This is a genomic window from Tessaracoccus sp. (assembly GCF_016714275.1).
Lineage (GTDB): Bacteria > Actinomycetota > Actinomycetes > Propionibacteriales > Propionibacteriaceae > Arachnia.
In genome coordinates this window covers 1-12,189 of the sequence record NZ_JADJNP010000020.1, presented here as the reverse complement: position 1 = coordinate 12,189, position 12,189 = coordinate 1, and the positions used below count along the sequence as shown (strand labels likewise).

Here is a 12,189-nt window from a genome sequence, read left to right as displayed (position 1 = left end):
GGAGGTCCCGGTGCGCAAATGCTGCGACTGCGGGACCGTGCTGCCAGTCCACACCAGCCGCGGCGCCCCGGACCCGCTGCGCCGAGTGCGCACCGCCACGCAACCGCAACACGCGGCCCGCCGTGGTCGCGCTGGTGTGGTCGACGATGCCGCCGGCCAGGACGTCGTCGAGGCCGTCACCCGCGAACTCGAGGGCCAAGGGCCGCCAGTACGATCGGCGGGGATGTCGGCGCCCAGTCGTTCGGCTTCCCGCCGCCTCCTCGACGCCCGGACCGAACCACCGGCACCTCCGCGGCCACCCTGGCCCAGCAGGAAGCTGGAGGGCCACCTCGCCTCCTGCCCTGGCGGGAACCGGTGGGAAGACGTCGACGAGCTGGACGCGCTGCGCAAGCGCCGCGGTGGCTGACTGCCGCCAACCGCCGGCGTACAACTGTCGCTGGTGGAATACCGCCCACCTACGGTGGCGGGTCGCGGACCTCAACACCGCAATCGGGTTCCCCCGGATCAGGCAACGACTGATCCTCGACCGGGTGTTCGCGGTGGACCGCCAGGGCCGCCCGCAGCGTTCGAGTCCACGATCATCGCCCGCGGCAGAACCTGAAGGGCCCGGCGCGGACAAAGCCGGATCGCCATCGGCTGGATGTTCCTCATGGACGTCAAGCTGATCGTCTGGTCAGCGCACGAGTTCTCCACCACCCAGGAAGCGTTCCGGGATCTGGTGGAGCTGATCGAGAGTTCGGCGATGCTGACCCGGCGGGTGAAACACATTCACCGCGGCAACGGCGACGAGGCGATCGAGCTGAACGGCGGATGCCGGCTGAAGTTCAAGGCCCGCACCAAGACCGGCGGCCGCGGCCTGACCGCGCCCAAGCTGATCCTCGACGAGGGGTTCGCGTTGCGCGCCTCACACGTCGGGTCGCTGCTGCCCACGATCGCGGCGCTGCCGGATCCGCAGGTGGTCACAACGTCGTCGGCGGGCATGGTCGAATCGGAGATCTTGCGAGACGACCGCGACCGGGGCCGTGCCGGCAGCGACGCCCACCAGTTCTACATCGAGTTCTGTGACAACCGTCCCGGCGAATGTGCGACCGAGGACTGCGATCACGCCAAGACCGCGATTGGGTGCGCAGCCGACGACATCGACCGGCTGGCCGCCGCGAACCCGGCGCTCGGGCGGCGGATCATGGTGCCGACGTTGCGGGCGCTGCGCCGCAAGATGCCGTCCGAGGAGTTCGTCCGCGAGTTCCTCGGCTGGTGGGATGAGCCGGCGGAGAAGGCCTCGGACCTGACCGTTGAGCTGTGGCTTTCCGCGACGACAGAGGCGGCGCCGGCGGGGCGTCTGCACATGGCGGTCGACGTGGCGCCGTCGCACCGGTGGGCGTCGGTGGCGGTTTGCGGCGCCGGCGTGATCGAGCTGCTGGACCGGCGGCGTGGGTCGTCGTGGCTGCCCGAGCGGGTGGCGCAGCTGGTGCGCGACCACGACACCGGGCCGGTGACTCTTGACCCTGCAGGGCCGGCGGGTGCGCTGATCCCCGACCTGGAGCGGGCCGGGGTGGTGCTGGACCTGCTCGACGGCAAGTCGTCGGTGCGTGCCTGTGGCGCGCTGGCCGAACATGTCAAGTCGGGCCGGATCACCCACCGGGCTGACGATGCCACGACGGAGGCTGTGGCGGGCGCTGCACGCCGCCGCCACGGCGACGGGTGGAAGTGGGCCAGGGTCGGGTCCGACGTCGACATAAGCCCGCTGGTGGCGGCGACGTGGGCCGCCTGGGCCTGGGTGTCCGGCCAGTCGGCCGACTATGACGTGCTCGATTCCGCCTACTGAATGCGAGTCTGCCCGTGTCCGATGTGCTGATCACAGTCCTGGAGGTCGTCGCGGTGCTCTCCATTGCGGTGGGTCTCGGGGTTGTGGTGGCCGCACTGGTCACCGGCCCGCTCGGGTTGGGCTGCGGGATCCTCGCCGGCGGCCTGATCGTGGCGGCCGCAGCCGGCTGGGCCGGCCGTGTGCAGTCCGGCGGTGGTGATTCGTGAGCCTGTTCCAGCGCCGCGAGGCTGACCTGTCCGCGTTCTCCCCGCCGTCGAACTCGTCGATAGATGCCCTCCTCGGCGGTTTGGGCGGTGACCGGTCGCTGCGGTCGTCGGCGGTGTGGGCTGCCCGCCGGGTGCGCGCGGACCTGATCTCCTCCCTGCCGCGCGACGTGTACCGCAAGGTCGCCGGCCGGTCGGTGGAGGTGCCCCGGGGCCTGTTCTTCGACCGCCCGTCGTCGCTGTTCTCCTGGCCCGAGTGGGTGTACGCCTCCCAGATGGACCTCGACGCCTACGGCAACGCCTTCGGCGAGGTCGCCGCCCGCGACGGTGCGGGCCGCCCTGCGCAGGTGGAACTGTCCTCTGCGACGGAGTGGACGGTGCGCCGCGACCAGACCACCGGCGTGGTCACGTACCGCCACCGCGGGCAGCTGGTGCCGACGGCGGACGTGTGGCATGAGCGTCAGTATGTGGTGCCCGGCTTCGCTTTGGGTCTGTCACCGATCGCCTACTCGGCGCTGTCGTTGGCGCACAACCTGTCGGCGCAGGAGTTCGCCGTGCAATGGTTCACCTCCGGGGCGTCCACCGCCGGGGTGCTGCGCAACAAGGAACGCACCCTGGACAAGGGGCAGGCCGCGGTCATGAAGGACCGGTTTCGGGTGGCGACGCAGCGCCGGGAGGTGTTCGTCACCGGCTCGGATTGGGAGTTCTCCCCGGCAGACGGGGCGTCGTCGGACGCCAAGTATCTGGACGCGATCTCGGCGACGGCGGTGGACTTCGCCCGCTACTACTCGGTGCCGGCGGACCTGATCGACGCCGCCGTGTCCGGGCAGTCGGTCACCTACGCCAACCTGACCCAGCGCATGTTGCAGCTGTTGGTGGTGAACCTGGGCCCGGCGATCGACCGGCGCGAGCAGTCGATCTCGGAGCGCATCCTGCCCAAGCCGCGGTTCTTCCGGTTCAACTCGGGGGCGCTGCTGCGCATGGACGAAGCTGCCAAGACGGAACTGTTGGGCACCTCGGTGGACAAGCGCATCCTGACCCCGGATGAGGCCCGCGGCCTGCTCGACCGTGAACCGTTGACCGAGGACGACTACGCACAATTCGACCGGCTGTTCGGGGCGACCAAGCAGATCCCCGGATCCAAGACCACTGGAGTGTCCGCGTGAATGACATCGTTTCGGCCGCCGCCGCCAGGTGTGCGGGTGTGGCGCAACGGTCCCACCGCCCGGCGCAGCGCCGCTGCGCCGACGTCGCAGCGGTGCCCGGCGCTGTGCCGCACGTCGGGTTCCGCTCCCACATGCTGCTGCGCGAGGCGGCCGGCGACGGCGCACCGCTGACGTTCGAGGGCCACGCATCGACCTACGAGCAGCCCTACGAGGATGTGGGACGCCTTGGCCCCTACACCGAGGTTGTGTCCGCCGGTGCGGCCGCCGAGTCGCTGGCCACGCCGGGCCTCGATGTTCCGCTGGTGCTGGCGCACGACCAGCTGCGCCGCATCGCGAGCACCCCAAACGGATCCCTGGTGCTGTCCGAGGACGAGCAGGGTCTGCGGGTCGTGGCCGACCTCGACCCCGCCGACGCGGACGTGGCGTACATCGCGCCGAAGCTGCGCGCCGGTCTGGTGTCGGAGATGTCGTTCGGGTTCCGCATCACGGCAGGGTCGTGGTCGCCGGACTACACGGAGTTCCGCATCGCCAAGTTCGACATTCACCGCGGCGACGTCGCCATCGTCGGGTTCGGCGCGAACCCGTACACCGAAGGCGGTTTGCGGTCCGCCGATGCGGGCCGGGACGCGACGCTGCACACGCTGCGCGCCCGCCTGGCCCTCGCCGCCGCCCTGTAGGGCACACACACCCCCACCCGTCTCCGGGTGGCGCACCACCTCCCTCGCTCGCCCGCACGGGCCAGTCCAGCGGATCACCCCAACCCTCAACGCCCGAAAGGGGCATCCGATGACGCTCGAACAGCTCATTGCGCAGGCGCGGGCCAACCTGGCCTCCCTGCTCGAACAGCGCGCGACCCGCACGGCCGCGCTCACCGACCTCCGCGACGCCGACACCCTCGACGAGGCCCAGGTCTCCGCGGCGATCTCGGCCCGCGACGCCCTCGACCCGCAGATCGACGCCGCCCGCTCCCGGGTGACCGAGCTCGAGGACGAGAAGGCCCGCGACGACGCCGCCGCCGCTCTCGCCTCCCGCTACGCCACCCCCGGCGAGCAGGTCCGCGACCACGCCGCCGGCGTGACCATCAGCTCCGAGCCGGACGTGTACCGCCGCAACGGTCAGCAGTCGTACTTCCGCGACCTGTATCGGGGCACGGCGCGCAACGACCGCGACGCGCTCGACCGGCTGCTGCGCAACGACCGCATGGTCGCCGACGCCGCAGCCCGGGCCGTCTACTCCGGCGAGTTCTCCTACCGCGCCGTCACCACCACCGATGGCGCCGGCGGCAGTTCGTGCCGCCCATGTGGATCACCGACGACTACGAGAAGCTGGCCCGTGCGGCGCGTGTCACCGCCGACCTGCTCAACCGTCAGCCGCTGCCCCCGGGCACCGACTCGATCAGCCTCGCAGTGGTCACCGGTGGCACGTCCACGGCGATTCAGACCGAAGGTTCGGCCGCGTCCGAGACCGACATGCAGACCAGTTCGACGACTGCCGCGGTCAAGACCATGGCCGGTGTGCAGGAAGTCACCGTCCAGGAGGTCGAACAGTCGCCGTTCAACATCGACCAGATCATCCTCGAGGACCTGGCCGCCGACCACGCCACCAAGGTGGGCACGTTCGTCATCTCGAACAACGTCACGAACGCCAAGGGTCTGCTCAACGTGACCGGCATCAACGCCATCACGTACACCGACTCCAGCGCCACGTTCCCCGAACTGTGGCCGAAGCTGGTCGACGCCCGCCGGCAGGTCCACACGGGCATCAAGCTGCCGGCTGCCGCGGTCGTGGTCCACCCCGACCGTTGGGCGTGGATGGAGGCGCAGCTCAACTCGTCCGGTCAGCCGTACGTGTCCGGCGACGTCGACTTCCCGACCCTCGGCGTCAACGAGGGCCTGGTGGCCGAAGGCCTCGCCGGGCGCATCCGGGGCCTTGCGCTTCCGGTGTACATCGACGGAAACGTGCCGGTGAACTTGGGCACGGGCACGGACGAGGACCGCATCATCGTGATGCGTCCGAGCAAGTCGGTGCTGTTCGAGTCCGCGGTGCAGGCGGAGGCGTTCCGGGAGACGGCTGCGAAGTCGCTCAAGGTCGTGTTCCGCCTGTACTCCTACATCGCGCTGCTCGACGCCCGCGCACCCAAGTCGATCTCGGTGATCTCCGGTACCGGCTTGACCGCCCCGACCTTCTAGGTCACCGCTTGACCCCTGGCGGGCGGGCGACTGCCCCGCCCGCCCGCCAGGGCACCACCCCCTTGCACACCGATCGGAGACCCCTGTGGGAGACATCGTGGACGCGCTGCGCGCCGAGAAGGCCGGCTATGATGCGGCCGGGAACACCGACCGCGCCCGCCAGGTCCAGGACCAGATCGACGCCCACACCGGCGCCGGCGCCGAGCGTGCCGCCGCACCTGAGGCCAAGCGCACCCCGCGCGGCCGCCAGACCCGCCGAGGCGCCTGATGGTCGTCACGCCGGCGCTCACCGTCGACGCCGACTCGGCGCACAACGACGCGTTCGGCAGGGCCCGCACCTCCGACCCCCGCACCCTGTTCTCGTCCACGCATGTCGTCACCGACGGCGCCGACTTCTGGCAGACCATCCTCGCCGGGGCGGGCGCGGCGACGCACCTGCCCGCCGAGGCCGCGGTGCGGCTGCGCGCCGGTACCGTCCTGGCGGCGATGTCGTGGAAAGAGGTCTACTGATGGCCGGGCGCACCCACTGGGGCACTTACGACGCTGTCGCCGCGGCGTTCCCCACCTACGACGTGCTCGCCGAGGCCCATCCCACCTATGACGAGTCCGGGTTCGTCCCGACCGCGGACATGGAGGGCGACGAGTGAGCGTCGACGTGGGGGACGTGTACTCCACCTCGATCACCGTCGACGTCGACGGAACCCCCGCCGACGCCACCACCGTCACCGCCCTGGTCACCTACCCAGACGGCACGACCGGGGATCCGCACGTCGACCATTACGGTGTCGGGCTGTACCGCACCGGCGTCCCCGCGCTCATGCCCGGGCTGCACGTCATCGACTGGCAGGCCACCGGCCTGCACGAGTCCGCCTACCGCGACAGTTTCACCGCCACCGACCCGGCCGGCGTCCCCGCGGTCAGCCTGCGCCAGGTCAAAGGCCACCTCAACATCACCACCCAGGACTCCGATGAGGAGCTGCGCAGCATCGTCGCCGACGTCGCCTCCATCGCCGAGTCCTACACCGGCCGCGTGTTCGGCCGCCGCACCGTCGTCGACACGTTGACCGGCGACGGTGGGCCGTATCTGTCGCTGTCCGCCTGCCCGGTGCTGGCCGTCGCCTCGGTGACGGTCGACGGTGTCCCGGTCACCAACTACCGCGCCAACCATGCCGCCGGGATCCTCACCCGCACCGCGGGCTGGACCTGCGACACGGCCATCGTCGTCACCTACCTGGCCGGCTACCGCGTCCAGCCCGGAGCCGACGTGCAAGGCGCGCTGCGCATGTGCGCGCACCTGTGGAAATATCAGCGCGGCTCGGTGCAGGCCCGCGGCGGGTCGTGGGCCGACGAGGCACCGTTCGCGGTGCCCAACTTCGTCGCCGAACTGTGGGACCTCAACCGGATCACCGGGTTCGCCTGATGCCGTCGCCCACCGCCTGGCTCCGCGTGGTCTACGCCGTCCACACCTGCCTCGACCAGGTCCTCGACACGACCGTCACGATCGGCCCGCCCCTCACGCAGGCCTACCTGCGCGACGGGCTCATCGTCGCCGGCGACACCACCTCCGAAGAGGGCCTCGCCGGCGACTTCGAGCAGTCCTACCGCACCATCGGCGGGCCCCGCGGCGCGGCCGCCGAGCGCGACGACGAGGGCAGCATCGTGTGCGAGGTGTGGGCGCAGTCCGGCGACGACAACTTCACGCCCCTGCTGGACCGGGCGTTCGCCCTGATGGAAGACGCCCTCGACGCGCTCCGCGACAACGTCGGCCTCGGCCTGCCCGACGTGCTCAACCTCGAACTGGCCGCCGGGCAGGTGTACGCGGGCCCGTCCGAGGACGGCGCGTTCGTGCGGCTCCCGTTCACCGTCCACTACACCGCCGTCATCTAACCGAGAGGTGCCCTCCGTGGCCAAGTTCCGCTGGCTCGAAACCGAGCCCAAGACCGTCGTCGTCCGCGGCCGTGCCATCACGGTCCACCCGGGCGACATCGTCGACCTGCCCGACGACGTGCTGGTGCAGACCGGCGCGACAGGGGAACCCGCACAGTGGGAGCCCGCAGACACCACCCCCGAGAAGGCGGCCCGGCCGCAGAAGGTGAGCAAGTGACATGGCCTCCCCACGCAGCGGTTTGGGCACACAGTTCGGCTACTCCGTCGCCGAAACCGTCTACGGCACCGCCGTCGCCGCAACCCGGTTCCGCCGGGTCCGGTCGGCGAAGGTCGCCCCCGTCATCGGCGTCGCCGAAGGCGCCTCCCTGCAGGCCGGTCTGCGGTCGGCGATCGGCGCCCACCGCGTCCAGACCACTTTGGGTGCCGAGGGGTCGGTGGAGTTCGACGCCACCTACAAGGACATGGGGCTGCTGCTGCAGGCCGTGTTCGGCAAGACGTCCACCTCGACGTTGAAGACGGGCACCGCCTACGAGCAGGTCCACACCATCGACAACGAGGACTACGGACTCTCCCACACCTTCCAGGTGTCCCGGATCGCCCGCAGCTCCGCCGGCACCGCCATCCCCGCCACCATGACCGGGGGCAAGGTGACCGCCGCAACGTTCTCGTGCGAGGTCGGCGGCGTCCTCGAAGTGGGCCTCACGTTGGACGGCCGCCAGTTCGACAACACCACCGCCCTCGCAGTCGCCTCCTACGCGACGGCCACTCCGCGGGTCCGCGGGGTGGACATGTGCGTCAAGGTCGGCGCGTTCGGTTCCGAGGCCGCCCTGCAGGGTGTCCGGTCCTGGTCCATGGACTACTCCCGGCCGCTGGACGTCGGCGACCACACCGCCTGCAACTCCGGCCTGAAGTCCGAGCCGGTGCAGAACGGTGTCCTCGAGGTCACCGGCACCCTGAAGCGGGACTGGATCGACAAGACCCTCGAAGACCAGTCGCTGTCCAACGCGACCACATCGCTGCAGGTCGTGTGGACCGGCGCCCTGATCGCCGGCTCCGACTACTTCGCCCACACCCTCACCCTCCCGGGCACGTTCATCGAGCCCGCCTCGCAGGGCATCGACGGGCCCGAAGAGTTGACTACGGACTGGAACTGGCGGTGGGAGTACGACGGCACCAACGCCCCCACCTGGAAGACCATCACCACCGACACCGCCCTGTAGCCATGACTGCGGTGCGGGTCGACGGGCCGGACCTGGCCGCGGTCGCCCGTGCGCTCCTGGCATCCGATCAGGTGGTGGTCAAGGAGTTGCGCAAGGCGTTGCGGGACTCCGCCAAACCGATCCTGGACGCCGAACGTGCCGCGGTGCGCGGCCTCACGTTCTCCACCACCAAGACCTCCAGGTCGGTGTGCTGCGCCCGGAATGGAGACCACCACTCAAGGCTCGGGAAAGACAGGCGGCAGCGCCAGCGGCACGAAGAGGCGGCGGCCAAGGCGACTGGGAACATGGCCGGGCTGTCGCCACAGGAAAGACGCTGAAAGACCGCGAAGCAAGTGGAAGGCGTTGAAGAAGCGGTCCGGGTTGCGCGCGGTCGGTGGCCCGCGGCATATCTGTCACCCGCGACGGACCGCAAAGGCGAAATGTCGGTCACGGTCCCGCACGTCCGCGTCGCGGATGCCGCCCATCAGCGCAGCCTCCCCAGGTTGATCAACTACGGCCGGTGGCGGCACCCCGTGTTCTCCGGCCCACGCCGGCACGCGAAGCGGTACGGCGACCTTGACACGTGGGTATACCAAACCCCTAACCGGGTTGGCTGGTGGTGGCAGACCGCCGAGGGTGAGATTCCCGCCGCCATGACCCGCACGGGGCAGGCGTTGGACTCCATCGCGGAGCAGATTGCGGCTCGGGTCAATAAGGCCGCAAAAGTCCAGCGCCAGGGCCACTCGGCATAGGAGTGGGCACGCGGATGGAACCCTCGGCACCGCCTACGCGGCGGCCGTCCGCGGCGAACGTAGCTCGGCTAACCGGCTAACCGGCCGGCACATCGAAAGGGCAGATATGAGCGCGTTGAGCGAGTACGTCGTCACCTACCAGGACACCGACTACCCGATCGACATCTCCGTGTGGCGGTGGGCCGACGAGCAGGCCTGCCAACGGTTCTTCGGCCGCGGCGAAGACGAATGGCGCGAGGCGATCACGTCCACCACCGACCGGCCCAAGGCCGAGCCGTGGGCGCGGTGTTCTTCGTGTGGATGGCGCTCGCCCGCGGCGCCGCCGTCTGGCCTCGATCGACGACCTCGGCGAGTTCAACCTCCCAACGCCGCGGACTGGATGCGCCCGGCAGACCCGGACGCCTTCGCCGCGGCGATGGTGGAGCACGGCGTGACAGACGAGGCGGACCCTACGACCCCCTCGGGGGAGACACCGCCGGCATAGCCGACGACATGGCCGCCGAGGTCCGCTCCTACGAGCCGGCCCTGCGGTGGGCCTACCGCACCGACGCCGACCAAGTCATGGCCACGTGGACGTGGTCGCGGTGGCTGCACAAGCGGTTCCTCGACGAGTTCCTACTAGCCGCCGGGAGGTGTCTGGCCAGATGGCGTCGAAGAACGTGGATCTGATGTTCCGCCTGATGGGCAAGGACATGACCGGCCCGGCCACCAAGTCCGCCGCCGGCAACCTCGACCACGTCGGGCAGCAGGCCGCCAACATGGGCAAGGTCCTCGCCGGGGTCGCCGCCGGCGCCGGGCTGGCCGTGCTGGGCAAGCAGGCCAAAGACTTCGCAGTCGAATCCGTCGCCGCGTTCACCACAGTCGGCAAGGAGGCCGGCGCCCTGCAGCGCGTCATGGGCGGCAGCATCGAGGAAGCCTCCGGCATGCGGGGCATGTTCAAGCTCGCCGGGCTGGACGCCGACGCCGCCGGCAAGTCCATGGGCCTGTTCTCCAAGTCGATCGTCAACAACGGCGAGGCCTTCGCCGGCATGGGTATCGCGGTGCGCGACGCCGGCGGCCAGCTGCGCCCCACCAACGACATCCTCAAGGACACCGCCGAGAAGTTCCAGCAGATGCCCGCCGGGGCCGAGAAGACGGCGCTCGCCCTCGAACTGTTCGGCAAGTCCGGAACGTCGATGCTGCCATTCCTCAACCGAGGTGCCGAGGGCCTCACCGCGTTGGAGCAGAAGACCGCAGAATACGGGCTGACCCTGTCAAAGGTGGATCGGGAGGCCATCGTCGGGGCCAGCTCAAAAGCCCAGCGCGAACTCGTGCATGGCCATGGAGGGCGCGAAGGTCACCCTCGGCAAAGGTCTCGCGCCGCTGTTCACCGAGGCGAAAATCCAGATGGCCGACATGGCCGTCCCCCTCACCCAGGCGCTGCTGCCAGGGTTCCAGGCGGTCGGCGACGTCGCCCTCCTGGCGTTGACCCAGATCCGGGACAACATGCCCGCCGTGCAGGCCGGGGTCCGCGACTTCGCCTCCGGCATCAAGGCCGACACCGAGGCATCAGGGACTCCTGGCCGCAGATCGTCGCCTCCGTCGGAAACGTGGTGGGCGGCGTCCTCGGGCTGGTTCGGCGGATTCGCCGCGAACATGTGGAAAGCCTTCCAGGTCTACCACCCGGTGCAGCAGCTCATCGGGCTCTGGCCGTCGCCCAGAAGACCAGGATCATCTCGGTGGCGTTCTCCGCCGCCAGCGCCAGTCAAAGGCCTGGCGTTCGGCCCGACCGTCACCGCACCCGTCGTCAGCAATCAACTGGCGCCATCGGCGCTTCCGGGTCCATATGGCTCCCGGCGGCGCCCTGGGCAAAGGCTTCCTCGCCACCGCGGCCACCGCCGCCGCGTGGACGGCCGCGGCGGGCGCCTTTTCTGTCGTCGTCACTCAATACCTCGTGTCGAATGCTGACAAGTGGTTTCCGAAAACGGCGGAAAGTTCCGAGGGTCCGGCGTTTGTGAATCCGGCGCTCACCGTAGCGGGTGGGATTGCGACCCCAGACAACTTTGAAGCCGGCTTATCGACATCGGGACCAAGGCGGAGTGGGACCTGGCCGCGGCGGCATGGGCCGCGGAAGGCGGCGCCTCACCGCGGCGCAGGAAGCCATGCAGATGCCTGACCTTCGGTCGGCCGCAATCGGCTCCACGGTCATCGGCAACCGCAGCCGCAGCCCATGACGTCGCTGGGGTTGCAGTCCGGGCTGACCTCGGGTGAGATCGCCGCCGTCAAGCCAGGTGGTGGCGACAGTGCCGCCAGGCACCCCGCCGACGTGCTGGCCGCCGCGATCGCCTCAGTCGGTGCCGCCGCAGGCATGACCGGGCGCCGGGATTGCTGCGATGACCGCCGCCGCGCAGCGTCCCGGCCGGCGAGAACGTCGCCGCGCTCAGGCTGCACATCACGAACCGTAAGGGGCGCAGTCGGGCATCTCCGAGGGCAAGATGCTCACCCTCAATAACGCGATCGCGTCCATGCCGCCAGGCACCACCGCCGAGAAACGGCTGCGCGCCGTGATCCAGACCGTGGGGCGGGCGTCGGGGCTGACGCAGGGCCAGATCGACCTGCTGTCCGGGTCGGTCAACTGCGGTCCCGCCCGCAGCGAACCTACCCGCGCTGACCATGGCGATCGCAGTCGCCGTAACGCCTCCCGCGTGGCGCAGCAAAGAAGTCGACGCCATGTCCGCCGCGGTCGCCGCGGTTCCGCCAGGCGCGAACCGCGGGCAGATGGGTGAGGCGCTGCGCATCGCCAGCGAGAAAACCGGGATGTCCGCCGAGGAGATTCGGGGGCATCACCACGGCCGTGGTTTTAATGTGCCGCCGTTCAGAAAGCGTCACGGTCAGCACCCAATGTTCGCCCGCCGAGGCAAACAAGGTCAACAAAGCATGCAGACCGCGATCAACTCGCTGTCGGGAAGACGATCAGCATCGGGGTGTC

Annotated in this window: 20 protein-coding genes; 19 read left to right on the top strand and 1 reads right to left on the bottom strand. The window is 69.9% G+C overall.

What is annotated here, in order from left to right:
- Positions 1-199: hypothetical protein (locus IPJ61_RS22095; RefSeq protein WP_297113074.1), on the bottom strand; the 199-nt coding region annotated here is incomplete at its 3' end.
- Between the two features lie 24 nt (positions 200-223).
- On the opposite strand from IPJ61_RS22095, the gene IPJ61_RS22090 reads away from it, so the two are divergent.
- The 19 genes from IPJ61_RS22090 to IPJ61_RS22000 all read left to right on the top strand — a co-directional run.
- Complete coding sequence (locus tag IPJ61_RS22090; protein WP_297113071.1) at positions 224-406, top strand: hypothetical protein; 183 nt, start codon at positions 224-226, stop codon at positions 404-406.
- Between the two features lie 234 nt (positions 407-640).
- Positions 641-1,825, top strand: coding sequence for a hypothetical protein (locus IPJ61_RS22085; RefSeq protein WP_297113068.1), 1,185 nt, complete (start codon positions 641-643; stop codon positions 1,823-1,825).
- 14 nt (positions 1,826-1,839) lie between these two features.
- Positions 1,840-2,031, top strand: coding sequence for a hypothetical protein (locus IPJ61_RS22080; RefSeq protein ID WP_297113065.1), 192 nt, complete (start codon positions 1,840-1,842; stop codon positions 2,029-2,031).
- Complete coding sequence (locus IPJ61_RS22075) at positions 2,028-3,194, top strand: phage portal protein (protein ID WP_297113063.1); 1,167 nt, start codon at positions 2,028-2,030, stop codon at positions 3,192-3,194. Before IPJ61_RS22080 ends, IPJ61_RS22075 begins: the two co-directional genes overlap by 4 nt.
- Positions 3,191-3,871, top strand: coding sequence for an HK97 family phage prohead protease (locus tag IPJ61_RS22070; RefSeq protein ID WP_297113060.1), 681 nt, complete (start codon positions 3,191-3,193; stop codon positions 3,869-3,871). Before IPJ61_RS22075 ends, IPJ61_RS22070 begins: the two co-directional genes overlap by 4 nt.
- Positions 3,872-4,492: 621 nt before the next feature.
- Positions 4,493-5,383: a phage major capsid protein gene (locus tag IPJ61_RS22065; RefSeq protein ID WP_297113056.1), complete on the top strand. Its 891-nt coding sequence runs from the start codon at positions 4,493-4,495 to the stop codon at positions 5,381-5,383.
- A gap of 85 nt (positions 5,384-5,468) precedes the next feature.
- Positions 5,469-5,651, top strand: coding sequence for a hypothetical protein (locus tag IPJ61_RS22060; RefSeq protein ID WP_297113053.1), 183 nt, complete (start codon positions 5,469-5,471; stop codon positions 5,649-5,651).
- The gene (locus tag IPJ61_RS22055; RefSeq protein WP_297113051.1) at positions 5,651-5,893 is read left to right on the top strand and encodes a hypothetical protein; all 243 of its coding nucleotides are present in this window, start codon (positions 5,651-5,653) and stop codon (positions 5,891-5,893) included. The genes IPJ61_RS22060 and IPJ61_RS22055 overlap by 1 nt, the downstream gene beginning before the upstream one ends.
- Positions 5,893-6,030, top strand: a complete 138-nt coding sequence (locus IPJ61_RS22050; RefSeq protein WP_297113048.1) for a hypothetical protein — start codon at positions 5,893-5,895, stop codon at positions 6,028-6,030. Before IPJ61_RS22055 ends, IPJ61_RS22050 begins: the two co-directional genes overlap by 1 nt.
- Positions 6,027-6,803: a head-tail connector protein gene (locus tag IPJ61_RS22045; RefSeq protein ID WP_297113045.1), complete on the top strand. Its 777-nt coding sequence runs from the start codon at positions 6,027-6,029 to the stop codon at positions 6,801-6,803. Before IPJ61_RS22050 ends, IPJ61_RS22045 begins: the two co-directional genes overlap by 4 nt.
- Positions 6,803-7,270 (top strand): hypothetical protein, encoded by a 468-nt coding sequence (locus tag IPJ61_RS22040; protein ID WP_297113041.1) that lies wholly within the window; start codon positions 6,803-6,805, stop codon positions 7,268-7,270. Before IPJ61_RS22045 ends, IPJ61_RS22040 begins: the two co-directional genes overlap by 1 nt.
- Before the next feature lie 16 nt (positions 7,271-7,286).
- Positions 7,287-7,487: a hypothetical protein gene (locus IPJ61_RS22035; RefSeq protein ID WP_297113038.1), complete on the top strand. Its 201-nt coding sequence runs from the start codon at positions 7,287-7,289 to the stop codon at positions 7,485-7,487.
- A gap of 1 nt (position 7,488) precedes the next feature.
- The gene (locus tag IPJ61_RS22030) at positions 7,489-8,490 is read left to right on the top strand and encodes a phage tail tube protein (protein ID WP_297113035.1); all 1,002 of its coding nucleotides are present in this window, start codon (positions 7,489-7,491) and stop codon (positions 8,488-8,490) included.
- Between the two features lie 2 nt (positions 8,491-8,492).
- Positions 8,493-8,807: a hypothetical protein gene (locus IPJ61_RS22025; protein WP_297113031.1), complete on the top strand. Its 315-nt coding sequence runs from the start codon at positions 8,493-8,495 to the stop codon at positions 8,805-8,807.
- Positions 8,808-8,909: 102 nt separating this feature from the next.
- Positions 8,910-9,221, top strand: coding sequence for a hypothetical protein (locus tag IPJ61_RS22020; protein WP_297113028.1), 312 nt, complete (start codon positions 8,910-8,912; stop codon positions 9,219-9,221).
- A 106-nt stretch (positions 9,222-9,327) separates the two neighbouring features.
- A complete protein-coding gene (locus IPJ61_RS22015; protein WP_297113025.1) occupies positions 9,328-9,705 on the top strand; it encodes a hypothetical protein in 378 nt (125 codons plus the stop codon).
- 8 nt (positions 9,706-9,713) lie between these two features.
- Entirely contained in the window at positions 9,714-9,890 is a 177-nt protein-coding gene (locus IPJ61_RS22010) for a hypothetical protein (protein WP_297113022.1), read from the top strand.
- Positions 9,866-11,218: a phage tail tape measure protein gene (locus IPJ61_RS22005; RefSeq protein ID WP_297113019.1), complete on the top strand. Its 1,353-nt coding sequence runs from the start codon at positions 9,866-9,868 to the stop codon at positions 11,216-11,218. Before IPJ61_RS22010 ends, IPJ61_RS22005 begins: the two co-directional genes overlap by 25 nt.
- A gap of 655 nt (positions 11,219-11,873) precedes the next feature.
- The coding region (locus tag IPJ61_RS22000; protein WP_297113016.1) for a hypothetical protein at positions 11,874-12,189 on the top strand (316 nt) is incomplete at its 3' end.

What these genes read in the sequence shown, in the direction of transcription:
- IPJ61_RS22015 (WP_297113025.1), top strand. Translation starts at nt 9,328, where the DNA reads ATGAGCGCGTTGAGCGAGTACGTCGTCACCTACCAGGACACCGACTAC.
- IPJ61_RS22050 (WP_297113048.1), top strand. Translation starts at nt 5,893, where the DNA reads ATGGCCGGGCGCACCCACTGGGGCACTTACGACGCTGTCGCCGCGGCG.
- IPJ61_RS22010 (WP_297113022.1), top strand. Translation starts at nt 9,714, where the DNA reads ATGGCCGCCGAGGTCCGCTCCTACGAGCCGGCCCTGCGGTGGGCCTAC.
- IPJ61_RS22065 (WP_297113056.1), top strand. Translation starts at nt 4,493, where the DNA reads ATGTGGATCACCGACGACTACGAGAAGCTGGCCCGTGCGGCGCGTGTC.
- IPJ61_RS22030 (WP_297113035.1), top strand. Translation starts at nt 7,489, where the DNA reads ATGGCCTCCCCACGCAGCGGTTTGGGCACACAGTTCGGCTACTCCGTC.
- IPJ61_RS22085 (WP_297113068.1), top strand. Translation starts at nt 641, where the DNA reads ATGTTCCTCATGGACGTCAAGCTGATCGTCTGGTCAGCGCACGAGTTC.
- IPJ61_RS22025 (WP_297113031.1), top strand. Translation starts at nt 8,493, where the DNA reads ATGACTGCGGTGCGGGTCGACGGGCCGGACCTGGCCGCGGTCGCCCGT.
- IPJ61_RS22090 (WP_297113071.1), top strand. Translation starts at nt 224, where the DNA reads ATGTCGGCGCCCAGTCGTTCGGCTTCCCGCCGCCTCCTCGACGCCCGG.
- IPJ61_RS22005 (WP_297113019.1), top strand. Translation starts at nt 9,866, where the DNA reads ATGGCGTCGAAGAACGTGGATCTGATGTTCCGCCTGATGGGCAAGGAC.
- IPJ61_RS22055 (WP_297113051.1), top strand. Translation starts at nt 5,651, where the DNA reads ATGGTCGTCACGCCGGCGCTCACCGTCGACGCCGACTCGGCGCACAAC.
- IPJ61_RS22040 (WP_297113041.1), top strand. Translation starts at nt 6,803, where the DNA reads ATGCCGTCGCCCACCGCCTGGCTCCGCGTGGTCTACGCCGTCCACACC.
- IPJ61_RS22020 (WP_297113028.1), top strand. Translation starts at nt 8,910, where the DNA reads ATGTCGGTCACGGTCCCGCACGTCCGCGTCGCGGATGCCGCCCATCAG.